General features: G+C 68.7%; 23 protein-coding genes. 12 read left to right on the forward strand and 11 right to left on the reverse strand.

The annotated features are described in order from the left end of the window. Positions 1-5: 5 nt before the first annotated feature. From OOB33_RS03620 to OOB33_RS03630, 3 genes are all read left to right on the forward strand, one after another. Complete coding sequence (locus tag OOB33_RS03620; RefSeq protein WP_271007704.1) at positions 6-266, forward strand: hypothetical protein; 261 nt, start codon at positions 6-8, stop codon at positions 264-266. Positions 267-336: 70 nt separating this feature from the next. Continuing rightward, a complete protein-coding gene (locus OOB33_RS03625; protein ID WP_271007705.1) occupies positions 337-750 on the forward strand; it encodes a DUF3592 domain-containing protein in 414 nt (137 codons plus the stop codon). Between the two features lie 23 nt (positions 751-773). After that, positions 774-1,289: an endonuclease V gene (locus OOB33_RS03630; RefSeq protein WP_271007706.1), complete on the forward strand. Its 516-nt coding sequence runs from the start codon at positions 774-776 to the stop codon at positions 1,287-1,289. A 60-nt stretch (positions 1,290-1,349) separates the two neighbouring features. Here the strand turns inward: OOB33_RS03630 and OOB33_RS03635 are convergent, their stop codons facing one another. Beyond that, positions 1,350-2,369 (reverse strand): GlxA family transcriptional regulator, encoded by a 1,020-nt coding sequence (locus OOB33_RS03635; protein WP_271007707.1) that lies wholly within the window; start codon positions 2,367-2,369, stop codon positions 1,350-1,352. 88 nt (positions 2,370-2,457) lie between these two features. On the opposite strand from OOB33_RS03635, the gene OOB33_RS03640 reads away from it, so the two are divergent. After that, positions 2,458-3,348, forward strand: coding sequence for an MBL fold metallo-hydrolase (locus tag OOB33_RS03640; RefSeq protein WP_271007708.1), 891 nt, complete (start codon positions 2,458-2,460; stop codon positions 3,346-3,348). On the opposite strand, the gene OOB33_RS03645 is transcribed toward OOB33_RS03640, so the two are convergent. The 3 genes from OOB33_RS03645 to OOB33_RS03655 all read right to left on the reverse strand — a co-directional run bounded on the left by OOB33_RS03645 (position 3,287) and on the right by OOB33_RS03655 (position 7,566). Further along, positions 3,287-3,955 carry a substrate-binding periplasmic protein gene (locus tag OOB33_RS03645; protein WP_271010008.1) on the reverse strand — a complete coding sequence of 223 codons (669 nt, stop codon included), beginning with the start codon at positions 3,953-3,955 and terminating at the stop codon, positions 3,287-3,289. The genes OOB33_RS03640 and OOB33_RS03645 overlap by 62 nt on opposite strands. Positions 3,956-4,158: 203 nt before the next feature. Continuing rightward, positions 4,159-4,872, reverse strand: a complete 714-nt coding sequence (locus OOB33_RS03650; RefSeq protein WP_271007709.1) for a PEP-CTERM sorting domain-containing protein — start codon at positions 4,870-4,872, stop codon at positions 4,159-4,161. 144 nt (positions 4,873-5,016) lie between these two features. Further along, on the reverse strand, positions 5,017-7,566 hold the full coding sequence (locus OOB33_RS03655) for a cation-translocating P-type ATPase (protein ID WP_271007710.1): 2,550 nt from the start codon (positions 7,564-7,566) through the stop codon (positions 5,017-5,019). 133 nt (positions 7,567-7,699) lie between these two features. Here OOB33_RS03655 and OOB33_RS03660 point away from each other — a divergent pair, with 133 nt between their 5' ends. From OOB33_RS03660 to OOB33_RS03670, 3 genes are read left to right on the forward strand one after another with little or no spacing between them, the layout of a single operon-like run. Next, positions 7,700-8,152 carry a DUF1924 domain-containing protein gene (locus OOB33_RS03660; protein WP_333780313.1) on the forward strand — a complete coding sequence of 151 codons (453 nt, stop codon included), beginning with the start codon at positions 7,700-7,702 and terminating at the stop codon, positions 8,150-8,152. 16 nt (positions 8,153-8,168) lie between these two features. After that, the gene (locus OOB33_RS03665) at positions 8,169-8,645 is read left to right on the forward strand and encodes a diheme cytochrome c (RefSeq protein ID WP_271007711.1); all 477 of its coding nucleotides are present in this window, start codon (positions 8,169-8,171) and stop codon (positions 8,643-8,645) included. Then, positions 8,617-9,405, forward strand: a complete 789-nt coding sequence (locus OOB33_RS03670) for a cytochrome b/b6 domain-containing protein (protein WP_271007712.1) — start codon at positions 8,617-8,619, stop codon at positions 9,403-9,405. The genes OOB33_RS03665 and OOB33_RS03670 overlap by 29 nt, the downstream gene beginning before the upstream one ends. Before the next feature lie 51 nt (positions 9,406-9,456). Here the strand turns inward: OOB33_RS03670 and OOB33_RS03675 are convergent, their stop codons facing one another. The 3 genes from OOB33_RS03675 to OOB33_RS03685 all read right to left on the reverse strand — a co-directional run bounded on the left by OOB33_RS03675 (position 9,457) and on the right by OOB33_RS03685 (position 11,775). Next, the gene (locus OOB33_RS03675) at positions 9,457-10,353 is read right to left on the reverse strand and encodes a PEP-CTERM sorting domain-containing protein (RefSeq protein WP_271007713.1); all 897 of its coding nucleotides are present in this window, start codon (positions 10,351-10,353) and stop codon (positions 9,457-9,459) included. A gap of 218 nt (positions 10,354-10,571) precedes the next feature. Next, positions 10,572-11,066 (reverse strand): RidA family protein, encoded by a 495-nt coding sequence (locus OOB33_RS03680; RefSeq protein WP_102768828.1) that lies wholly within the window; start codon positions 11,064-11,066, stop codon positions 10,572-10,574. A 52-nt stretch (positions 11,067-11,118) separates the two neighbouring features. After that, positions 11,119-11,775, reverse strand: coding sequence for a DNA alkylation repair protein (locus OOB33_RS03685; RefSeq protein WP_207795968.1), 657 nt, complete (start codon positions 11,773-11,775; stop codon positions 11,119-11,121). Positions 11,776-12,122: 347 nt separating this feature from the next. Between OOB33_RS03685 and OOB33_RS03690 the strand changes: the two genes are divergently transcribed. From OOB33_RS03690 to OOB33_RS03705, 4 genes are all read left to right on the forward strand, one after another. After that, positions 12,123-12,578 (forward strand): hypothetical protein, encoded by a 456-nt coding sequence (locus OOB33_RS03690; RefSeq protein WP_271007714.1) that lies wholly within the window; start codon positions 12,123-12,125, stop codon positions 12,576-12,578. A gap of 112 nt (positions 12,579-12,690) precedes the next feature. After that, complete coding sequence (locus tag OOB33_RS03695; RefSeq protein WP_271007715.1) at positions 12,691-13,107, forward strand: SRPBCC domain-containing protein; 417 nt, start codon at positions 12,691-12,693, stop codon at positions 13,105-13,107. 77 nt (positions 13,108-13,184) lie between these two features. Further along, on the forward strand, positions 13,185-13,487 hold the full coding sequence (locus OOB33_RS03700) for a hypothetical protein (protein ID WP_271007716.1): 303 nt from the start codon (positions 13,185-13,187) through the stop codon (positions 13,485-13,487). Positions 13,488-13,516: 29 nt separating this feature from the next. Further along, positions 13,517-14,260, forward strand: coding sequence for a hypothetical protein (locus OOB33_RS03705; RefSeq protein WP_271007717.1), 744 nt, complete (start codon positions 13,517-13,519; stop codon positions 14,258-14,260). A 10-nt stretch (positions 14,261-14,270) separates the two neighbouring features. On the opposite strand, the gene OOB33_RS03710 is transcribed toward OOB33_RS03705, so the two are convergent. Together OOB33_RS03710 and OOB33_RS03715 are read right to left on the reverse strand one after the other, a co-directional pair. Further along, entirely contained in the window at positions 14,271-15,014 is a 744-nt protein-coding gene (locus OOB33_RS03710; protein WP_271007718.1) for a general secretion pathway protein GspB, read from the reverse strand. 86 nt (positions 15,015-15,100) lie between these two features. Beyond that, entirely contained in the window at positions 15,101-16,807 is a 1,707-nt protein-coding gene (locus OOB33_RS03715) for an ExeA family protein (RefSeq protein WP_271007719.1), read from the reverse strand. Between the two features lie 246 nt (positions 16,808-17,053). Between OOB33_RS03715 and OOB33_RS03720 the strand changes: the two genes are divergently transcribed. After that, positions 17,054-18,679 carry a thioredoxin family protein gene (locus tag OOB33_RS03720; RefSeq protein WP_271007720.1) on the forward strand — a complete coding sequence of 542 codons (1,626 nt, stop codon included), beginning with the start codon at positions 17,054-17,056 and terminating at the stop codon, positions 18,677-18,679. 93 nt (positions 18,680-18,772) lie between these two features. On the opposite strand, the gene OOB33_RS03725 is transcribed toward OOB33_RS03720, so the two are convergent. Together OOB33_RS03725 and OOB33_RS03730 are read right to left on the reverse strand one after the other, a co-directional pair. Continuing rightward, positions 18,773-19,264: a hypothetical protein gene (locus tag OOB33_RS03725; RefSeq protein WP_102768820.1), complete on the reverse strand. Its 492-nt coding sequence runs from the start codon at positions 19,262-19,264 to the stop codon at positions 18,773-18,775. A 23-nt stretch (positions 19,265-19,287) separates the two neighbouring features. Continuing rightward, on the reverse strand, positions 19,288-21,597 hold the full coding sequence (locus tag OOB33_RS03730; protein WP_271007721.1) for a protein kinase domain-containing protein: 2,310 nt from the start codon (positions 21,595-21,597) through the stop codon (positions 19,288-19,290). Between the last annotated feature and the right edge of the window lie 3 nt (positions 21,598-21,600).

Below are 21,600 nucleotides of genomic sequence, written 5' to 3' on the forward strand. Positions count from 1 at the left end.
ATCGAATGCAACGCGAATCCAAACTCTTCGCCTGGTTTGCGATCACGCTCGGTGCTGCAGGCATCCTGATGGGGCTGGCTTCACTTCTGGGATGGCCCGTCCAGGCATCCGGCTCCAGCTGCAAGGCCATCTGTGGCCTGAGCTTGCTGTTCACAGAACTGCTCGGCGACCGCGCGGGAATGTGGGTGGGAGGCCTGCTCTGGCTGGCCGCGGGCTTGGCCATTTTCGGTTTCGGCTGGCGAATCCTCAAAGAGCGGGCTGCTTGATGAAGGGTCTTGCCTGGGTCCGCCAACCGCACTCGACGGTGAGCAACACCAAGTGTTTGAAAGCTCGAACTTGAGCAGCTTTGCCATCGGCATCTTGTTACTGCTGAGCATCGCTGTGCTGCCTGCAGCCCTGGCAGCCGTCCTCCAGCAACTGGTGTTCGTGCATCGCGCACGCAGGGTGGAGGGGCGAGTTGTCAGCGAGCGGTGCTACCGCATGTTTGGCCGCACCCGGCGGTACTACCGCGTGGAGTTCGAGCTTTCAACGGGGCAGCGCGCTCAATTGCGCAGCAGTGTCGCCAGTTCGTCCAAGACAAGCCCTCAGCTGGGCCAGGCCGTGCCGGTTCTGCTCATCGAGCGAACGGGGCGCCAAGCCAAAGCGAAGATCGGAACCTGGCTGGAGCTTTGGTTCTCTTCGGCCCTTCTGCTCTTCATCGGCTCCATCGGATTCCTCGCGGTCGCCTTGGCAAGCGCTTCCAGCATCTGAGTCACCGCGACTCATAGTCCCGCATGAAACTCATCGTGGCTGTTCATTTCGAAGACGCGCAGGCGACCCGTGCCAGGGCTGCTGCGGTGGCTTTCGAGGCCTGGGATGCGGCAGAAGCGACCCGCACTTACCTCTCACGCATCGCCCATGTCGAGCCCGCGGTCCGAGGAGCGCTGGACCTGCGCGAGCTGCCCTGCTTGATGCAGCTGCTGCGCGAGCACAAGTTGGAGCCCGAACTCATCTTGATCGACGGTTTCGTGCATCTGGATGCCGATGAAACGCCCGGCCTGGGTCAGCACATCTTTCACGCCCTGGGCGGCAGCGTGCCCATCGTCGGCGTGTCGAAAAGGCGCCTGCCGGGCCTGACGGCACAGTTCGAGGTGATGCGGGAAGAAGACGAGGAAGCGCAGCCACTGCTGGTCACCTGTGCGGGCATCGACCTCGGCGCGGCCAAGGCTCGCCTGCGCGCGATGCACGGCAGGAAGCGCGTGCCCACGCTGATGAAGCTGGTGGCGCGCCTGGCGAAGAACAAGGACTGACTGCGGCCGGGGTCTTCCTCCTCGATCCAAGGCAACGATTTCAGCGGGAACGGATGCAGCCTAAGTCCCCTGCCGATACTGCGCCCGGTAGACCTGCGGCGTCAGCCCCGTGGTCTGCTTGAACATGCGGTGCAGGGCCGCCTCGGTGCTGAAGCCCAGATCTTCGGCCAGACGCTTCAGCGGCTCGGGGCCGCGCGAGAGGCGCTCGGCCACCTGGCGCAGCTTGACGCGGCGCAACCAGCTGGCGACGGGCAGGCCGGTGGCGGCTTGCAGATGGCGGCTCAGGGTGCGCGGTGAGAGGCTCAAGGCGGCGGCAGCGGCCGGCACGGTCAGTGCCACGGCCGGGGTGCGCTGGGCCCAGAGCAGCAGCTCGCGCAGCCAGGGCTCGCGCAGGGCCATCAGGCTGACCGCGGCAAAGGCCGGGTGGCGCTGGCGCGGCTGGGGCAGCATCAAGACCTCCTGCACCTCGCGCAGGCTCTCGGCCTCCATGCGGTGCGCCAGCTGGTCCAGCATCAGGGCCAGGTAGCCGTTGGCACCGGCCGCAGTGACCGTGCTGTCGCTGTCCACCAGGGCCTCGTCGAACTGCCAGGCCACCTGCGGGAACAGCGCTTGCAGATGCGGCGCCAGCCACCAGGTGGCCGTGGCCGCCTGGCCGTTCAGCCGGCCGCTGGCGGCCAGCAGGGACACGCCGGCGCAATAGCTCCAGAGCGCGCAGCGGGCAGGCAAAGCGCGCATGGCGGCGATCTCGGGCCGACGCGCCTGCATGGTCTGCTGCAGGCCCTCCAGCGAGCTGACCCACAGCCCCGGCAGCAGCAGGGCATCAAGCTCATCCGCGCTGTCGACCAAGGCGCCCTCGGGCGTCAGCGTCGGCCCGCCCTCGGTTCCACCACTGATTCCATTCACCGGCCGGCCATCCACCGTCAACCAGCGCCAGCGCATCAACTCCCGGCCGGCGCGCAGATGGGCCGCGCGCAGCAGATCGGCCACGGCGAACAGCCCGGCCGGCATGCAGCCCTCGAACAGCAGCAGGCCCAGGGTGAAGGGCGGGCCCGCTGCCGTGCGGTGAATTGAAGATGGCATGAATGGCTAATTTAATGTTCGATTCAGCCATTTTGCGGGCGGACTGGAATTTCAACAATGGCGCTATCCCCTCTCACACCGGTCCACCATGAAGATCACCCAGCTCCGCAATGCCACCGTCGTGCTCGAGTTCCACAGCCAGGGCCAGGACATCGTGCTTCTGGTCGACCCCATGCTGGCCGAGGCCGGCGCCCTGCCCGCCCTGCGCTACTTCGGCGGCCAGCGCCGCCGCAACCCGCTGGTGCCGCTGCCGCCCGGCAGCGAGGCCTTGCTCAGCCGCGTCAGCCACGGCCTGATCACGCATTGCCAGCGTGGCCACTTCGACCATCTGGACCGAGCCGGCCAGCGCTGGCTGCGCGAAGCCGCCGTGCCCGTTCTGGCCATGCCGCGCGACGCCGCCTACCTGCGCCAGCGCGGCCTGCAGGTGCAGGCCCTGCAGGGCCCGGGCCGCCAGCCTCTGCTGCCCGCCCAACTCAGCGGCGCCTTCATCACGCCGATTCCCTGCGTGCATGGCCGCGGCATCGCCGGCCTGCTGATGGAGCATGGCCACGGCTATCTGATCGAGGTGGCCGGCGAACCCAGCGTCTACCTGGCCGGCGACACGGTGATGTGCGCGCCGCTGCGCGATTGCCTGAGCACCTTGCGCCCCGATGTGGCCGTGCTGCCGGCCGGCGGGGCGCGCTTCGACCTGGGCGCCGAGATCCTGCTGACGCCCGAGGCCCTGATCGAGGCCGCCGCGCTGTGCCCGGGCACTCAAATCGTCGCCAACCATCTGGAGGCGCTGGACCATTGCCCGGGCACGCGGGCGCGGGTTCGAGAGTTGGCGCGGGCGGGCGGGATGCAGGATCGGGTCTGGGTGCCCGAGGATGGTGACACGCTGAGCTTCCCGGCCCGCGCAAACGCAAACGACGAGCGACTCAGTCCTTCAGGTACTTGTCATAAATCGCCTGAAAGCGACCCGATTCCTTCAGCTGCTTGAGACCCTGGTTGAAGTCATCGCGGATGCGGGGGTCGCGGAAGACCGGGCGGTAGTCCTGCGGGTTGAGCTTGACGAAGGCGGTTTCGTCCACCGGCTGCAGCTCGGTGAAGCCCTCGCTTTTGAGCTGCAAGGCGAAGTACTTGAAGATGTTGCGGTCGCTGAGCACCACGTCGTAGCGGCCCAGCATCAGAGTCTTGACCTGAACCGACTGGTCGTTGATCTCGGTGTAGAGCCCGGCGCGGCGCACCGGCTCCAGCCACTCGGGATAGCGCTTGATCGCCCCGGCAAAAGACACCACGCTCAGCCCCTTCAGATCTGCTGGCGTGCTGATCTTGAGCTGGCGCCGGCCCAGGGTGATGAAGACGTTGTCGTAGAGCACGGCCGGATCGGCATAGTGGCCGCCGGCGCTGCTGAGGTCCTGGCCCAGGTCGGTCATGGCCGCATCAACCGTGCCATCGCGGAAGGACACCGGGATGCGTGCGAAGGGAAAGTACTGCGGCTTGAGCTGGTGCCCTTTGTAGGCCAGAGCACCGCGGATCACCTCCAACTCGATGCCGCTGTCGGTCTTGGGGAAGCAGAACGGCGGGATCTTCTCGCCAAAAGCCATGCGCACTTCAGCGGCTTGGACGGGGCCATCGGGACACAGCAGCAGGAGCGGCCCTATCAACAACAAGCACGCCGGCCAAAGCCGCGAAGCCTGGCCGCTGCAGCCCGAATCGCGCACGCGTTTCAGCATCCTCATCATGGAGCGAGCCTTCCACCAGGGTTGAACTCAGGGCCTCGGTGGAAGGCTATCACGGCCGCCGCGCTTCAGGACGGCAGGGCATCCCCTGAACGTGGACGCGAGCGTCCGCCAGCCAGCAGGACCGCCGCCAGACCCAGGCCCAGCAAGACGGCACTGGCCGGCTCAGGCACGGGCTGGGCCTCGAAGGCCACCTCGCTGAGCATGGTGGCGGTGTCGTGGCGCAGGACCTGCAGCTGCAGGCTGCTGCCGACAAAGCCGGGGCCCAGATTCAGCACCGAGGCAAAGGGCGCGTCGCCAGCCGGGTCGATGATGTCAAAGCTCTGCGACTGGCCGCCCACCGTGACGATGAAACCGCGCGGTGTGGCGACATTGCCATAACCGTTGGCATCGTCGTGCCAGATGGTCAGCTGGCTGAAGACCAGGGTTTCGCCGAAGTGGAAGGTGATGACCGGGTCCATGGCCGACCAGCCGACGTAGGGGCCGGTGCCTTCGAGGTTCTCGACGCGGTCCCAGCGCTCGGTGGCGATGACGCCGTCGGTCAGATCACCGAGGCCGCCGCTCAGCGGTGCGAAATCGAGCTGGGTGTTGCCGCTGCCGCTGTAACCGCGGTCCCAGTAATTGAAGCTGCCGCCGCTGGCGGTGCCGTAGCCATTGGGCATGTCGTAAGAGGTGGGCGACACCGGCCCGGCCAGCGCCGCGGCGCTTGAAAGGGCCAGCAAGGCGGTGGCGCTGACTAGCAGGCGGCGGAAGGTCGGGCGACGAGCAAGAAGTCGGTTCATGGTGAACTCCTGTGTGGATGCGTTGAGGAATTGAAATCCGCGGAACAGATGAGTGAACGAGGAAGGAGCCCCGCTCCGCCCTCAGCCACTCCTTCAGTCCTTACGCATTCCGCCGCTCACAGCGGCCACACAGAGATCGACAAACTAGGGGTGCACCCCGCTCCAGCGCCGCAGCAGCAGCAAGACCAGCAGCATCAAGCCGCCCGTCGCCAGACCCAGGCCCAGCGAGGCCGGGCTCAGCGCGGCGAAGCGGAACACCTCGCGCAGCGGCGCCAGCCAGAACACCGCGGCCAGCAACACGGCGGTGGCGGCCAGCACCTGCCAGAGCACGCGGTTGGGCCGCAACAAGGCCTCGCGCCAGCGCCCGCTCAGGCTGCGGCTGGCCAGGATCAGCGCGATATTGCAGCTGACCAGGGCCAGGAAAGCCGTGCCCCGCACCGCCTCCTGGCTCATCGGGCCACGGCTGAGCAGGACGGCGTACAAGCCGCCCACCACCGTCAGGATCAGCGCGCCCTGGGCCACGCTCCAGGCGATCAAGCGGCCTGAGAACAGGGGCGCGGCCGGGTCGCGCGGCGGCCGGCTCATCACATCGGCCTCTTCTTCTTCGGCCTCGAAGACGATGGAGCAGACGGGGTCGATCAGCAGCTCCAGAAACGCAATGTGCACCGGCGAGAGCAGAAGCGGCCAGCCGAACAAGAGCGGCAGCAGCGACAGGCCGGCAATCGGCACATGCACGGCCAGCACAAAGGCCATGGCCTTGTGCAGGTTGTCGTAGATGCGGCGGCCCAGGCGGACTGCGCCGACGATGGCCGAGAAACGGTCGTCCAGCAGCACCAGGCTGGAGGCCTCGCGGGCCACATCGGTGCCACGCCCGCCCATGGCAATGCCGATGTGGGCGGCCTTCAGCGATGGGGCGTCGTTGACACCGTCACCGGTCATGGCCACCACCTCGCCCTGCGCCTTCAGCGCCTCGACGATGCGCAGCTTCTGCTGCGGCTTGATGCGCGCGAACACGCTGGCACCCGCCGCCAGGCGCTGACGCAGGGCTCCATCGGACAGCTGGGCCAGCTCCGGCCCGGTGATGGCGGGCTGGGCCACATCCAGGCCGGCCTGGCCGGCGATGGCGCGCGCCGTGGCCGGGTGGTCGCCGGTGATCATGAGCACGCGCAGGCCGGCGGCGCGGCATTGGGCAATCGCCTCGGGCACCTCGGGGCGCAGCGGGTCGGCAAACGCCAGCAGCCCCAGAAAACGCAGGCCGGCGAAGCCCTGCGGCCCGGCCGGCCAGGGCGGACCCGGCAGCGCGGCATCGGCGCAGGCCACACCCAGCACGCGCAGGCCGCGCTCGGCCATGGCCTGCGTCTCGGCCGCCACCTGGGCGCGCTGCGCCTCGCTGAGGCCACACAGTGCCGCCACCGCCTCGGCCGCGCCCTTCAGCGCCAGGCGCGAGCCGGCCAGGCCCTCGCCCTGCCAGACATGGCCCATGGCCGGCAGCTCGGGGCTGAGCCCGTACTCATGCACCAGGCGCCAGCCGGGGTGGCGGCGCTCGGGGGGCAGCTGGGTCTCGGCCAGGCTGTGCAAGGCACGCTCCATCGCATCGATGGGCGCGATTTCGCTGGCCAGCACGGCCACGTCCAGCATGTCCATCAAAGCCTCGGGCAGCGCCTGCCCGGCCGCGGCCACCCAGCGCACAGGCGTCTCGCCGAGCGCGGCCAGCTCGGCCACGGCCATGTCGTTGACGGTCAGCGTGCCGGTCTTGTCGCTGCACAACACGGTGGCGGCGCCCAAGGTCTCGATGGTGGCGGCGCGGCGCGCCAGCACGCGCTGCTGCGACAGGCGCCAGGCGCCCATGGCCATGAACACCGTCAGGATCAGCAGGAACTCCTGCGGCAGCATGGACATGGCCAGGGTGATGCCGGCCAGCACGCCGCCCAGCCAATCGCCGCGCAGCAGGCCGAAGAGCAGCAGCACCAGCACGCTCAAAGCCAGGCCCAGGATGGAGAACAAGCGCACCAGGCGACGCGTCTGCTGGTGCAGCGGCGTGGGCGGAATCTCGATCTCGGCCAGCGAGCTGCCGATGCGGCCGATCTCGCTGCGCACGCCAGTGGCCGTCACTCGCGCCAGGCCCTGGCCACCCACCACCAGCGAGCCGGCAAACACCCGGCCGGCCTCCTGCTCGGCGCCGGCGCGCTTGTCCACGGCCAAGGATTCGCCACTGAGCAGGGATTCATCGGTCTGCAGGTCGTGGCTGCTGAGAAGCAGCGCATCGGCGGCCACCCGGTCGCCCTCCTCCAGCAGCAGCAGATCACCACACACCACCTCGCGGCCGGCGATGCGCTGCGCCTGGCCGCCGCGCCGCACCAGGGCGCGCGGGCTGGTCAGGTCGCGCAGAGCCTCCAGCACCTGGGCCGTGCGTTGCTCCTGGCTGACGCTGATGACGACCGTCAGCAGCACAAAGGCCAGCAGCATCAGCGCCTCGCCGCGGTTGCCCAGCAGCAGGTAGATGGCGCCGGCCGCCAGCAGCAGCTGCAACATGGGCTCGCGGATCAGCTCGGCCAGGATGTGCCAGACCGTGCGGTGCTGGGGCGGGCTCAGCTCGTTGGGCCCGTCCTGGGCCAGACGGCGCGCCGCCTCGGCGGGGCTCAGACCTTGCTGGCTGTCGTCGTCAAGGGCCGGGGGCGCTGGATGTGGCTTCATCCCCTCAGAGTATGGCCAGGGATGTGACCGCGGCATGTAGGAGAGCGCCGCGCTGGGACATGCCAGCCAACTTCAGATAGCGCTAAGCAAGCGCGCGCAGCATGGAGGCATTGCCTCAGCCAGGACCCGCGCCATGCCCCGTTTCCCCAAGATCAAGCGCCATTTGCTGCTGCTCTTGCTGCTGCTCTTGCTGCTGCCCTTGCTGCGGCCCCTGCTGTTGGGGGCCGCCCTCTTCGGCACCAATCTGGCCCGCGCCGCCACCCCGGCCGAGCTGTTGGATGGCTATGTGGCCGCGGCCCAGGCGCCGGCCGATGCCCGCCGCGGCCAGGCGTTTTTCACCCAGCGCCACGTTGCGGAGTGGAGCTGCGCCTCCTGCCATCAGGCTGTGCCGACGCGGGCGGGCCTGCACGCCGGCACCGGCAAGGAGATCGGCGCCCTCGCACCGGCCTTCAACCCACGGCGTTTCAGCGAGCCGGCCAAGGTGGAGAAATGGTTCCGCCGCAACTGCAAGGACGTGTTGAACCGCGAGTGCAGCGCCGGTGAAAAGGCCGATGTGCTCGCCTGGCTGATGACGCTCAAACCCTGAACCGAAAGGCTCACCCATGAACACACGCACCGCCCAATGCCGCCGGCTTGCCCTGATCGGCCTGGCCCTGGTGGCGCCGCTCTGCCCCGCCGATGAAGGCCAGCGCCTGAAAGTGCCGCTGCTGCCGGCCTACCAGCAGGAATGTGCGGCCTGCCACATTGCCTACCCGCCAGGGCTTTTGCCGGCGGCGTCCTGGCAGCGCATCAGCCAGAACCTCGGCAAGCACTACGGCAGCGATGCCTCGCTGGACCCCGCCACCGTGGCGCAGCTGAGCCAATGGCTGAGCGCCAATGCCGCCACGGGCAAGCGCGCCCGCGAGGCGCCGCCCGAAGACCGCATCACCCGCAGCGCCTGGTTTGTGCGCGAGCACGATGAAGTGCCGGTCGCCACCTGGAAGCGCGCCTCCATCAAAAGCGCTGCCCATTGCGCCGCCTGCCACGGCGGCGCTGAACAAGGAGATTTCAATGAACACCGCATCCGCATTCCCAAGTGAGGGCGACACCGGCTCACCCGCCCCGGCGCCACAGCGCCGCGTCATCGACGCGCCAACCCGCGCCCTGCACTGGCTGCTAGCCCTGAGTTTCAGCGGCGCCTACCTCTCCGCGGAGAGCGAGCGCTGGCATCTGCTGCACATCACCCTGGGCTACACCGCCTTGGGCCTGGTGCTGGCGCGCCTGCTCTGGGCGCTGCTGGGGCCGCGCCGGGTGCAGGCTTCCGTCTGGTGGGGCAAGGTCCGCACGCTGCCGGCGCAGCTGCAGGCCTGGCGCCAGGGTCGCGGCTCGGTGCCGGCAGGCTTTCAGGCCCTCAACGCGGTGCTGGTGCTGGGGCTGCTGGCCACGCTGATGCTGGCCACGCTCAGCGGCATGGGCCTGGAGCTGGAATGGTGGAGCGCGAGGGCCGAATGGCTGGACGAGGCCATGGAAGAAGGCCACGAGCTGATTGGCAATCTGGTGCTGGCCCTGGCACTGGCCCATATCGGCCTGGTGCTGGGTGTCAGCCTGCTGCGGCGCCAGAACCTGGCCGGCCCCATGCTCAGCGGCAAGGCCCCCGGCCGCGGACCGGACCTGGTGCAGCGCAATGGCGGGCTGCTGGCCGCGCTGATCGTCGCCGCAGTGCTGGGCTTCTGGGCCTGGCAATGGCGGCAAGATGCACCATGGGGCGCAGGCCCCGACCGCGACCGGGCCAGCAGCTCACAGGGCCACGCCGAGGCCAGGGCCGGAAGCCATGACGACGACGATGACGATGACGATTGAATGAATGAGAGAAAGAAGCGGTAGGCCGGCGAGCCCGGCCCGCCCGTCACATCAGGCTTGAGCGGCTGGAGCCACGCGCCCTGCGCGGCGCCGGCTGCCCGCCAGGGCCAGCAAGGCGATGCCGCTCAGCGCCACGGTGCCCGGCTCGGGCACGGCATTGCCGAAGACCTGCACGTTCACATCGCTGGTGAAGGCGCCGCCGACGCAGCCGGCATCCTGGCCGGTGCAGGCAAAGCCGGTGAAATCGGCGGTGCCGGGGATGCTGTCGCTGAGCTTGAACAGGCGGTAGCGGTCGTCGGCACCGGGCTGCGGCAGGCCGCTCAGCGCGGCGTTGCTGGCATGGGCAAAAGTGCCGCGGCCACCGTCCAGGTCAATGCCGAACTGCACCAGGGTGTTGGACGCGAAATGCAGGCCCAGGTTGTCGAAATCCACGCGGTAGAGCGCGCGCGCGCCCTCGGGGCTGTCGAAGGTGCTGCCGTCGACATAGGCCACACGGGTGGCGCTGATGCTGGGACCGCTGCCGCTGCCCGGGGTGGCGTCGCTGCCGCTGCTCAGGTTGGAGAAGGCCAGGCGCTGCAGGCCGTCGCCATCGGCATCGCCGATGTAGAAGGACAGCGAGCGGTACAGATCGCCCAGAAAACTGTCGGTGGCGCCGCCCACCACCCAGGTGCTGATCTTGCTGACGTTCCAGCCGAGCAGGCTGTTGCCGAGCTGGAAGTCATCGCCCGCGAATTCGCGCGGTGCGCCCGCATTGACGGCGGTGTTGCTGCGCGGGCTGCCGGCCGGGCTGTTCAGGTTGGCCGTGGGCAGGCCGCGATCCACCAGCAGCGTGGGCGTGGCCAGGGCGCTGCCGGCACTGCCCAGGAAGAGGCTGGCCGCAGCCAGGGCGCTGAGGGCCAGGCGGCCGGGCATGGCAGCAAGAGAAAAGGCGTTCTTCATCATCGTCATCGGGGCACTCCATCCACTCGGGGGATTCTCGTCATCAACAAGGGCAAGGGCGGCAGCCTCATCAGCGCCGAACCGGCCGGATTCAGGCGCTGGCGGGCGGCGACCCCGGCCTCTGCAGCGAGGGTATCGCCTGGGGCCGCGCTTGTCCCCCCTAGGTCATGGGAAAAACCCGGCCTTTTCACCACGGTTCGCCCCCGGAGGCAGCGGTGGGAACAGGGTCAGGTCTTGCTCGATCTAGGTGTCGCCGCAGCCGGGCGAATCTCGACCGTGGCCTTGAGCGTCAAAGGCACGCCCTTGCGCAGCGAGCACACGCCCACCACCGAGCGCACATGGCGGCCCCGCACCGGGCCGAAGACCTGGTGCAGCAGATCCGAGGCGCCGTCCAGCACCTCGGCATGGGCCTCGAACTCGGGCACGGTGTGAAGCGAACCCTGCAGCTCGACGAACTGGACCACCTCGTCGAGCGAGCCGAGCTCGGCCCGCAGCGCCGCAATCAGCTCCAGCGCCGCCGAGCGCGCGAAGGCATAACCCTGCTCGGCGCTGAACTCGCGGCCCAGCTTGCCGCGCGGCAATACCCCGTCCACCGGCGACGGTGCCTTGCCGGACAAGAACAGCCAGGGCCCGCTGCGCAGCGCAGCCACATAGTTGCCGGCCGGCGCGCTGCTTGGGGGCAGGACCAGGCCCAGCTGGGCGAGACGTTGTTCGGTGCTCATGGGTGGGTGAATGCGTGATTGGGTGAACGGGTGAAGGAGTGAAGATGCGTGCTCAATCGGCAGGGCTGGGGTCAGGGCTGCGGATCAGCTCGCGCCAGGCGTCGGCGCCGATCCAGCGCGCGCTGGGCTCGGGGCGCTCGCGCAGGCGCTTCGCGATGAGCAAAGCCCGGGCGCGTAGCACCGGGTTGCGCTTGCCGATCTGGCGCAGGGCCCAGCTGACCGATTTCTTGACGAAGTTACGCGGGTCGGCCGCGGCGGCTTCGATTCTTGGAAATTGCTCGCTGAAGGCCTCGTCCGAGCAGGCCTTGTCATGCACGGCCAGCACCGCCAGCAGCGAAAACGCCGCCCGCTTGACGAACTCTGCCTCGTCCTCCGCCCAGACCTCGATGCGGCCCCAGGCCAGCGGCGTGCGCCGAAAGGCGTTCAGGCAGGCCTGATCGCAGACGTCCCAGGACTCCATGCTCTGCGCCCAATGGTCCATCTCGGCCGCACTCAGACGCTCCGGCTCTGCCAGCAAAGAAGCGAGGATCTGCGCCTCCGGAATGCCGCTGTCCCAGAGCGCCAGCGCCAGCGCATGGTCCTGGCCCAGCGCCTTGCCCAGACTGCGCAGCGTGGGCACCGCCAAGCCCAGGCGCTTGGCCCCGGTCAGCCCGAAGCGCGCCATGCCCGCCAACTGCTCGGGCCGCGCCTCGGCCCGCAAACAAGCCAAGGTCTTTTCCAGGCGTTGCGGGAGGGAATCGCGAGAGGGTGAAGGCGGCACGATTCGGAGCTGGGGTTTGGCGGGCGGCATGGTGGGCTGGGATTCGCTGGCTGGGGTGTGATCATGCACGCGGACGCGGTGCTTGCGTCATTCTCTGGCTGCTCGACCACAAACAACGATGGCGTACCAAGGCCCAGCTTCTGATGTCGCAGCGGTGGTCATTGCTTTGACGTGTGAATTACGAGCCATCGCCTAGACTTCCACAGCTGTTTGAAGTGAGGTCGGGCCCCAATGCTGGCGAATTCGTGACAAGGCACATGAACTCAAGACTCTTGCAGAGATTGGCGAGCGCGGCCATGTCCTTGGTCGCCTGCGGGCCTGAGCTGGCCCTTGCAGCCAAAGCTGAGCAAATCGCGGTGCGTTCGATGACGTCCCTGAAGCCGAGCACGACCTGGGATACCAGCACCTTGGTCCGCGGAGACTTCAATGGGGATGGCCTTCCTGACTGGGCCATGGTTGGCTATCGCAGCACCAGGATCGAGTTGGGCGTTCGCCTGTCGGCCCGACGGCCGGCAAAGGTGCGAACCCAGTTTCTTGAGTTTGGGATCGGGAGCGAACTGCAAGCCGCCATCTGCGATCGCCCTGCCCGACTGCAAGTCGAAGCACAGTTCTGCCACCCCATGGATGAAGCTCTACCTGGTTGCAAGCCAAGCAAGCACGCAAACTCAATCATCCTCAGCGGCGGCGACTGCGACCCCATTCACCTCTACTGGAACAGCGACACGCGAACCATGGACTGGTGGCGACTTTGAAGCCTTGAATGGCTGCCTGCATGAGGATCAATGGGCGTCGACCTGTTCTTGTTGCCCTTGCCCTTTCTGCGCTCACCCACCCCGAACCGCCCATCTTCAACGGAGAACGCTCATGAAAATCACCGTCACCACCCTCGTCCCCGCTCCCCTGCCCGCTGTCTGGCTGGCCTACACCACGCCCGAGGACATCAAGGTCTGGAACACCGCCTCGCCGGATTGGCACACGACCGCGGCCACCGTCGACCTGCGGCCGGGCGGCAAGTTTTCTTCGCGCATGGAGGCCAAGGACGGCTCCTTTGGTTTTGATTTCGCGGGCGAGTACACGCACATCGCACCGCATCAGCGCATCGAGTACGTGTTTGGCGACCGCAGCGGCATCGTCGAGTTCAGCGAGAGCGCCGCAGGCGTCCAGGTGACGGTCACGTTCGACGGCGAAACCACCCACTCGGAAGAGCAGCAGCGCACGGGCTGGCAGGCCATCCTGGACAACTTTGCGCGCCATGTGAAGGGCAAGCTGGCGGCGGAATGAGCCCCAGCCCTATCGGGCGAGAATCACCGCAACATGACCGAACCGAGCAGAGCCCGAGGAAAGGCAGCTGACCCACCATGCAACAGGTGATCCATCACATCCCACCCCGCGCAGCCGCGCGCATCGTGGCCGCCGTCGGCGGAGCGCTGGCCTTGGCCGGCATGCTTCTGGCCGGCCTGCTGAGCATCTGGCTGCCCGGTGTTGCCACATTCCACAACATGCCCATGGCTCTGGCCTTGTTCCTGGTGCCGATCGGCTGGTGGTTGAGCCTGTACCTGAGCACCTGGATCGTCTGCGGCATGTACAACCTGTGCGCCCGTCACTTCGGCGGCATCACTCTCGTTCTGGACGACGCCACCGCGGTTCAGCGTCCGCGCTGAGGGCATGACATGGCCGACAGGCTGCCCGCATGAGAAGCCTTGCGCTGATCGTTGGGGGCCTGTTCGCCCTTGTTCACCCCGCATGCGCCCAGCAGCCCGAACGCCATCCCCCGGCCGGCATGGTGGGCGTGCTGCGCTGGCCCGGGCTGTTCGGCGCCGATCCCTGCGACCCGACGCCGGCCAAGCCTGTCCCGATCTTTGCAAAACCTCGGGCCAAGGTGCCCATCGGCACGCTCGAGCTCGTCCGCGCGGCGAAGCCTGAACCGGAGGGCGGTTGCAGCAGCGGGCGAGTTGTGGGCCTGCGACGGTATGGCGCCCCGCAGGCCGAGGCCCTGCCGACGATCGAGATCGAGTACGAGCAGCCGGCCGCCATCGCCATCGCAAGATCGGGCCCCTGGTGCCAGTTGCTCCTGCGCTCGGGCAGCGCCTGGGTCCATGAATCTTGCGAAACAGGCTTCATCTCGCTCGAAGCGCTCTGGGCCGACAAGCCCTGGCTCTACCTGCTGGAGGGCGCCATCGAACAGGCGCGCAGCCAGCCGGGCAACTCAGGGCAGAGCCTGCAGATTGGCGATCGCGCCAAGGCCCCGGCCTTGCGCTCGGCCCATGTGCTGGGCCGCCGCATCGTGGATGGGCAGACCTGGCTACGACTGGCCGCAAGCGGGGTGAAAGAATGCGAGCGCAGCCCCCTGCCGGATGAAGTGTTCGAGCTGTGGCTGCCGCTGCGGAATGCAGCCGGCCGGCCGAACCTCTGGTTCCACGCGCGTGGCTGTTAGTTCGCGAGCCCTACAGCGCCTGCCGGTAGCGTTGACCTTTGAAGCGCAGCACCAGCTCGCGCGTACCGATCTGTTCGAGCACATGCTCGGGGCCGAGCTTGGCGCCTTCGCGCAGCACCTCGCCGTTGGCGATCACGAAACGGCTGGCCGGGTCTTCGGAATAGACGGAACCGCTGATCGCCAGCTTGGGCAGCTCGCGTCGCAGGCTCTCGGGCAACTCGGCCAGGCGCGGGATGGGCGCAGCCTCCGTGGGCGCGCTGGCCTTGGCGGCCAGCACTGAGGCGGAAGCGGAGGGCTTGAGCGCGATAACGGGTGGCGCGGTGATGGGCGGCGCGGTGACGGGCGCCGGGGCCGCAAGCGGCGGAGGCGGCAGCGTTGGAACCGCAATTGGGGATGATGTTGGCGGTGATGTCGGCGGCAATGCCGGCAATGTTGCGGCAGTGCCAGCGACGGCTGGCAGCGGCGGCGCCTCGGCACGCTGCTGCTGCTGCGGCAGCTGACCAACAGGCCCACTGACAGGCACATCCGCCGGGCCGCTGCTGCCGGCCCACCAGCTGCCCACGCCGCCCCCCACCAGCAGGAGCACAACGACAGCGCCGCCAGCGGCCCAGAGCCGCCCTCGGCGCGGGCTCAGAGCAGCGCCCACCGCGGCGGCGCCGCCTGCGGGTGGCTGGGCGTGCAGGCCGGGGACCTGGCCGCGCTCGCGTTCGCGGTCGGCTTCGGCACGGCGCAGGGCGTCGAGGATGTAGGACATGGCGGCTCGGTTGTTCTTTCTTCTATCGTTCGTTCGGTCAGTCGGTCGGTCGGTCTGATTGTGTGCCGCTCGCTCCCCGGCTGCGTTCAGCGCGCTGGCGCCAGCCGCGGCTCGTCCACACCCGCGGCGCGGTTGAGTTGCATCAGCGTGATCGGGCCGACGCGGCCGTCCGGCTGCAAGCCCTGACTGGCTTGGAAAGCCTGGATGCGCGGGCTCAGCTCGGCCCAGCCGGGCAGCACAGCAGAAGCGGCAGCAGGGGCGCGGCCCGGCACGGCGCTGCGACTCAAGGCGTCCAGCTGGCCGGCCAGCCATTCGCGCAAGGGCCCGGCATTGGCGGCCCGCTCGGCATAGCCCGGCGGCGCGCGCCACAAGGTGCTGAACTCACCGCGCCAGGCGCTGGCCAGCTCCGCCAGCGCCAGCCGGCGCGGCCGGCCGTCCACCCACAGCGTCAGCTCCTGCCCGTCCAGGCCCACCAGCGCGGCCAGGGCCGGCGCCTGGCCCGGGCGCTGCAGGGTCAAAAGCACCGGCCGGTCCATCAAGCGGATCAGGGACAGGCTGCCGCTGACGCTGCGGTAGCACTGCAGGCCTTGCAGGGCGGCCGCGTCGCAGGGTTTTGCCTCGTTCGGCGCCAGGGGCAAGCCCCAGCGCTCGGCCAGCGCGGCCCAGGCGGCAGCGTCAGAGGGCGTCCAGTCGGCCAGCTGCAGCGGCTCGGCAACTGGCCGCTCGGGCGGAGGCGCGCTGCTGGCAGCCGAGGCCGGCGCAGCCGCGGCGCTGGCGGCGGCCGGGACCGAGGAGGCCGCGGCAGAAGCCGGAACTGAAGGGGTCGCAGCCAACAAAGCCGCCGAGCTGGCGGCTTGTTTTCGTCCTGCCGGAGATTGCGTTTGCACGGCCCAGGTCAGCCCGGCGCCGACCAGCACCACCGCCGAGAGCACCGCCAGGCCGGACCCCAGACGCGGCAACCCGCGCCCCGGGCTGGCCGGCGGCGCATCGAACACCTCAGCCGCGGCCTGGCGCACGATGGCCGGCGTGACCTTGGCCTGGCTGCCGGCATAGGCCCCCAGGAGCGCGCGATCGCAGAGCAGGTTGATGCGGCGCGGCACGCCGCGGGTCAGGCGGTGAACCCAGCGCAGGGCGGCATGGTCCAGGGGCAGCGGGCCCGTGAGGCCGGCCACTTTCATGCGGTGCTGGATGTACTGGGCCGTCTCGGCCTCGGACAGAGCGCCCAGGTGGAAGCGCGCAATCACGCGCTGGGCCAGCTGCTCCAGCTCCGGCCGGGCCAGCATGCCGCGCAGCTCGGGCTGGCCGATCAGCACCACCTGCAGCAGCTTGCGCGTGGCGGTTTCGAGATTGGTCAGCAGGCGCAGCTGCTCCAGCACATCGGCCGAGAGGTTCTGCGCCTCATCGATGATCAGGACGTTGTTGCGACCGGCGGCATGCTGGGCCAACAGGAAGGCGTTGAGCGGGTCGAGGTAGTCCTTGACCGTCTGCGCGCCCGCGGGCACCGGCACATGGAACTCGTCGCAGATCGCCTGCAACAGCTCGCGCACGGTGAGCTTGGGGTTGAAGATGTAGGCGACGTTGCAGTTCGGCGGGATCTGCTCCAGAAAGCAGCGGCAGACCGTGGTCTTGCCGGCGCCGATTTCGCCGGTGAGCAGCACGAAGCCACCACCGCCTTCCAGGCCATAGAGCAGATGGGCCAGGGCCTCGCGGTGGCGCTCGCTCATGAACAGGTAGTGCGGATCCGGCGCGATCGAGAACGGGGCGTGTTTCAGGCCGAAATAGGACGCGTACATGGGGCGGCAGGATAACCGCTGCCTCGGCCGGCGCCGCGAATGGCCAAGCCACCCGCTTCGGCCGCCTGCGGTGCGATAAGCGCATGGCATGCGCCACAAAACGCCTAAGCTCAGGAGCGCCCCGCATAGGCAGGTTTTGCGCAGACGCCGCACAATCCTGCACCTGCTTGCAATCCAACCCTCCATTCATCCCACCGCTTCGCGCCGACCCGGCACGGGGTGGCCCAACGAGTGACCGACACCACGATGAGCCTCGCCACCGCTTCCCACGCCCGCAGCCCCCTGCTGCGCCCGAGCACCCTGGCCCGCGCTGCGGCGCTGAGCCTGGCCTTGATGACCGCCGGAGGCGCCAGCACCTGGCTGCCCGCGGCCCAGGCGGCCGCCAGCGCCACGGCCAGCGTGGCCTGGCAGCCGGCCGCCGGTGATGCCGACATCGAACGCGCTTTCGCTCAGGCCCGCGCCGAGAAAAAGCCGGTGCTGCTGTACTGGGGCGCCAAGTGGTGCCCGCCCTGCAACCAGCTGAAGGCGACCCTGTTCAACCGCGTGGATTTCATCGAGCAGACGCGTGCCATCGTACCGGTGCACATCGACGGTGACCTGCCCGGCGCGCAAAAGCTGGGCACCCGCTTCAAGGTGCGCGGCTACCCGACCATGATTCTGTTCAACCCCGAGGGCCAGGAGCTGACCCGCCTGCCGGGCGAGATCGATGCGCCCCAGGTCATCAAAGTGCTGCAGCTGGGCCTGGCCGGTGGCCGCCCGGTCAAGAGCGTGCTGGCCGATGCCAAAGCCGGCAAGAAGCTGAACGCCAACGAGTGGCGCCTGCTGGGCTTCTACTCCTGGGAGACCGATGAGCAGCAGCTGGTGCCGCCGGCCGAGCTGCCGGGCCTGCTGGCCCAGCTGGCCGCCGCCTCGCAAGGCGTGGACGCCGACACCAGCACCCGGCTGTGGCTGAAGGCCCTGTCAGCCAATGACAATGGCAAAGCCCTGAAGGTCGATGCCGCCCTGCGCGAACGTGTGAGCAAGGTGCTGGAGAGCGCCGAGCAAAGCCGCGCCCAGATGGATGTGCTGGCCTACGGCGCGACGGACATCGTCAAGACCCTGGCCCCGGCCGCCGGCGCGGAGCGCAATGCCCTGCTGGTGCAGTACGAGACCGCGCTGAAGCGCCTGGAAGCCGATGCCACCCTGTCGCGCGGCGACCGTCTGCAGGCCCTGCTGACCCGGGTGCAACTGGCCCGCCTCGATGTCGCACCGACCGAGCTGCATCCCAAGCTGAACCCGACCCTGGTCAAGGAAGTGAAGGACCACGCCGCCCGCGCCGACCGCGAGATCACCGATGGCTACGAGCGCCAGGCCGTGATCACCTCGGCCGCCTACCTGCTGGGCCAGGCCGGCCAGTGGAAGGACAGCGACGATCTGCTCAAGGCCAGCCTGAGCAAGAGCCACTCGCCCTACTACCTGATGAGCTCCCTGGGCAGCAATGCCAAGAAGCAAGGCCGCAAGGACGAGGCCCTGAAGTGGTACGAGGAGGCCTTCAACAAGAGCGAAGGCCCGGCCACCCGTCTGCAGTGGGGCTCCGGCTATTTCGCCGCCCTGACCGAGCTGGCGCCGCAGGACGCCGCCCGCATCGAGAAGACCGCCGCCCAGCTCTTCAGCGAAGCGGCGCAGGACAAGGGCAGCTTCTACGAGCGCAGCGCCCGTTCGCTGCAAAAGGTGGGCAGCTCGCTGGCCAAGTGGAACGACAAGGGCCAGCATGACGCCGTGCTCAGCCGCCTGAAGACCCAGCTGGACGGCATCTGCGCCAAGGTCGACACGGCCGACAAGCAACGCGAAACCTGCGAATCGCTGGTGAAGGCACCGGGCAAGAAGGCCTGAGCGCGCAAGCAGCCCGACCCCGCCGATCAAAAAGCCGGCTCGTGATGGCGAGCCGGCTTTTTCTTTTTCGGATGCCTGCGTGCGGCGCGGCGCTCAGCGCTGGGTGACCACGACCTCGGGGTCGAAGCGCAAGACCTTGTTGAAGGCCGGCACCCCCCCTTGGATGAGAGCCACCAGCACCAGACTCAGCTCCCAGCGCAGGGACTTGCTGGCCGGTGCCTTGACCGTGACCGGGTCGGAACGCAGCACATATAAGCCATCCACGGCTTCCATGGGGCTGCTGAAGGCCAGCGTGGTCCAGGGGCTCTCCTCGCCCTCCGCCTCGAAGGGGCTCAAGGTCTGGTTGCTGCCACCGGCCTCGTTGAGCACGGTGTAGAGCTTGGCTTCACGGACCGTGTAGTTGACATCGGCGTACTCGTTCGCGAACGACATGATCAGCTCGACACGGAAATCGTCGCCTTGCTGCAGCTCGATGGCCCCCGCGTTCTCGGGCCGGGTGCTGAGTTCGCCGGGATTGACCCAGACGAGATTGCGGCTGATCTGCTCGCCGTTGAAAGACAGTTTCAGGACCTTGGTCATCTTCATATTCGAACCTCCTTGATGAATCGTCACTGGGCTTGCTGATGGTGATAGCGCCGCTCGCTGCGCAGGGCCGCCAATGTCGGCTCCTGCTCGATGAGATGCGCGGGGTAGCCCGCGGCGCGGGCTTGCTGCAATCGGGCCAGCGCCAGATCGCGCTGCCCCGAAAGTTCGGCGGCCAGGCTGGCCCGGAACAGGACATCGGGCACCAGCGGTGCCAGCTGCAGGGCGCGTTGCGTCCAGTCGGTGGCGCGCTGGCGGTCCTGGCTGCGCGCGGCGTAGAGGCCGGCACGGCTGAGCAAGGTGGCGTCCTTGGGGTAGCGAGCCAGCAGAGGCTCAAGCAGCTGCAGGGCGCGGCCATAGCCCTCGCGCGCCTGCTCGCCACGGCCGGGCAACAGCAGCAAGGTGTCGGCCCAGTTGGCCCACATCAGGTAGTCGCCGGGCCGGCCCTTGTCGGCCGACAGCGCAGCTTCAAAAGCCTCGGCCGCCTGCACATAGCGGCCGCGGTTGTAGAGCAGATTGCCGAGGTTGGTGTAGAGCTGGCTGCTGGGCCGGGCCTTCAGGCCTTGTTGCAGCAAGGCCTCGGCTTCATCGGCCCGGTCGGTGCGCAGCAGCACCGCGCTCAGATTGGCATAACTGTTCACCCCGCCGGCACGCTGGGCGATGCTGCGGCGGAACAGTGCTTCGGCAGCGGCCAGATCGCCCTTTTCGTAAAACACCGTGCCCAGGTTGTCCATCAAGCGGCTGTCCTGGGGGTGGCGCTTGAGCGCGCTCTCGAACAGCAGCTGTGCTTCGTCCAGCCGGCGCTGGCGGGTCAGGAACATGCCGTAGCCATTGATCACCTGCACATCCTGGCCGTCCAGCAGCAAGGCCTTGGCATAGGCCGACTCGGCCTCGGCGCTGCGGCCCTGCAGCTTGAGCACCATGCCACGGGCCGCATGGCTCAGGGCCAGCATGGGGTCGTGGCGCAGGGCCAGCTGCGAGCTGGCATCGGCACGCTGCAGCCAGGCCTCGTCCACGCTTTCGTTGTGATAGCGGGTGGCATAGGCCAGGGCCAGGGTGGCCTGCACCCAGGCATGCTGGGGCTTCTCGGCGGCCAGCTGTTCCAGCAAGCCCAAGGCTTGCTCGAGCGCGCCAAAGTCTTCGTCGGAACCCTGGATCAGCTGCTCCGCCTGAGCCAGGCGCTGCGGCCAGGGCGCCGGCTGGCCCGGCAGGCGCAGATAGCCCTGGCTGGCGGCCAGGCCCAGGCCGAACAGCAAGGCTGCCGCCCCGCCCCACAGCCAGCGGCGCGTGCCGGCCGCCGCAGGCGATGGCGGCAGGCCCTCGGCCTGCAGCAGCGGGCGGGCCGGCGCGGGCACCGAGCGCGGGCGCGGGAAGGTGCTGCCCGGCAGCCAGCCGTCCTGCAGAGTGAGCAGGGCCTCGTGCACCTCGGCCATGCTGGCCGGGCGCAGCTCGGGCTGGCGGCTGACCATGCGCTGCACCAGGGCGGCCAGCGGTGCCAGGCCGGGCGGCAGCTCGGGCAGGGCCAGGATCAGCTCGCTGCCATGCAGCTTGTGGTGGGCCAGGGCCAGAGGGTCGGGTTCCATGAAGGCACGCTGGCCGCTGAGCATCTCACCCAGCACCAGGCCGAGGGCGTATATGTCGCTGGCCACGCTGGCCGGCCGGCCCAGCATCTGCTCGGGCGCCATATAGGCCAAAGTGCCGGAAACCAGGGGCTGGGCGCTGGCGCCTGAAGTGCCGAAGGTGCCCGATACGCCGGGGCCCAGGGTGGCCATGCGGTCGATCAGCCGGGCCACGCCGAAATCGAGGATGCGCAGCCGGCCGCTGTCATCGATCATCAGATTGGCGGGCTTGATGTCGCCGTGGGCGATGTTCAGCTGATGGGCTTCGGCCAGGGCTTCGCTGGCTTGCAGGGCCCAGTCCAGGGCCTGCTCCACGCTCAGCGGGCCGGCCGCCAGCGCACGGCTGAGGCTGCGACCCTGCACCCGCTCCATGACGATGTGACCGGCGCCCTGGTCGACGAAGACGTCGTAGACGGTAACGAAGGCGCGATGGCTGACGCGGGCGGCCAAGCGGGCCTCCTGCACCCAGGCCTCGGCATCGCCGGCGGCGCCGACCTGCAGGTTGAGGCGCTTGAGGGCCACGCTGCGCTGCAGGCGGCTGTCCCAGGCGGCGTAAACCGCGCCATAGCCGCCCTCGCCCAGCAGCTCGCGCAGCTCATAACGGGCAAAGTCCACACGGCCGGCGCTCGGCAGCAACTGGGGTGCGTCCACCCAGCCCCGCAAAGGCAGGGGCTCGGTGCTCTGAACCGTCGACTTGTCCTCACCCCCGTCCCGCATGCG

Origin of the sequence: Paucibacter sp. B51 (assembly GCF_027863535.1) — a bacterium.
GTDB classification, from domain to species: domain Bacteria; phylum Pseudomonadota; class Gammaproteobacteria; order Burkholderiales; family Burkholderiaceae_C; genus Paucibacter_A; species Paucibacter_A aquatilis.

Bases quoted from the DNA above. Each gene is read 5' to 3' on its own strand.
- OOB33_RS03720 (WP_271007720.1), top strand. From the start codon at position 17,054: ATGAGCCTCGCCACCGCTTCCCACGCCCGCAGCCCCCTGCTGCGCCCG.
- OOB33_RS03710 (WP_271007718.1), bottom strand. From the start codon at position 15,014: ATGTCCTACATCCTCGACGCCCTGCGCCGTGCCGAAGCCGACCGCGAA.
- OOB33_RS03670 (WP_271007712.1), top strand. From the start codon at position 8,617: ATGAACACCGCATCCGCATTCCCAAGTGAGGGCGACACCGGCTCACCC.
- OOB33_RS03665 (WP_271007711.1), top strand. From the start codon at position 8,169: ATGAACACACGCACCGCCCAATGCCGCCGGCTTGCCCTGATCGGCCTG.
- OOB33_RS03640 (WP_271007708.1), top strand. From the start codon at position 2,458: ATGAAGATCACCCAGCTCCGCAATGCCACCGTCGTGCTCGAGTTCCAC.
- OOB33_RS03690 (WP_271007714.1), top strand. From the start codon at position 12,123: ATGTCCTTGGTCGCCTGCGGGCCTGAGCTGGCCCTTGCAGCCAAAGCT.
- OOB33_RS03620 (WP_271007704.1), top strand. From the start codon at position 6: ATGCAACGCGAATCCAAACTCTTCGCCTGGTTTGCGATCACGCTCGGT.
- OOB33_RS03645 (WP_271010008.1), bottom strand. From the start codon at position 3,955: ATGGCTTTTGGCGAGAAGATCCCGCCGTTCTGCTTCCCCAAGACCGAC.
- OOB33_RS03725 (WP_102768820.1), bottom strand. From the start codon at position 19,264: ATGAAGATGACCAAGGTCCTGAAACTGTCTTTCAACGGCGAGCAGATC.
- OOB33_RS03655 (WP_271007710.1), bottom strand. From the start codon at position 7,566: ATGAAGCCACATCCAGCGCCCCCGGCCCTTGACGACGACAGCCAGCAA.
- OOB33_RS03635 (WP_271007707.1), bottom strand. From the start codon at position 2,369: ATGCCATCTTCAATTCACCGCACGGCAGCGGGCCCGCCCTTCACCCTG.
- OOB33_RS03705 (WP_271007717.1), top strand. From the start codon at position 13,517: ATGAGAAGCCTTGCGCTGATCGTTGGGGGCCTGTTCGCCCTTGTTCAC.
- OOB33_RS03695 (WP_271007715.1), top strand. From the start codon at position 12,691: ATGAAAATCACCGTCACCACCCTCGTCCCCGCTCCCCTGCCCGCTGTC.
- OOB33_RS03650 (WP_271007709.1), bottom strand. From the start codon at position 4,872: ATGAACCGACTTCTTGCTCGTCGCCCGACCTTCCGCCGCCTGCTAGTC.
- OOB33_RS03630 (WP_271007706.1), top strand. From the start codon at position 774: ATGAAACTCATCGTGGCTGTTCATTTCGAAGACGCGCAGGCGACCCGT.
- OOB33_RS03700 (WP_271007716.1), top strand. From the start codon at position 13,185: ATGCAACAGGTGATCCATCACATCCCACCCCGCGCAGCCGCGCGCATC.
- OOB33_RS03660 (WP_333780313.1), top strand. From the start codon at position 7,700: ATGCCCCGTTTCCCCAAGATCAAGCGCCATTTGCTGCTGCTCTTGCTG.
- OOB33_RS03680 (WP_102768828.1), bottom strand. From the start codon at position 11,066: ATGAGCACCGAACAACGTCTCGCCCAGCTGGGCCTGGTCCTGCCCCCA.
- OOB33_RS03675 (WP_271007713.1), bottom strand. From the start codon at position 10,353: ATGACGATGATGAAGAACGCCTTTTCTCTTGCTGCCATGCCCGGCCGC.
- OOB33_RS03730 (WP_271007721.1), bottom strand. From the start codon at position 21,597: ATGCGGGACGGGGGTGAGGACAAGTCGACGGTTCAGAGCACCGAGCCC.
- OOB33_RS03715 (WP_271007719.1), bottom strand. From the start codon at position 16,807: ATGTACGCGTCCTATTTCGGCCTGAAACACGCCCCGTTCTCGATCGCG.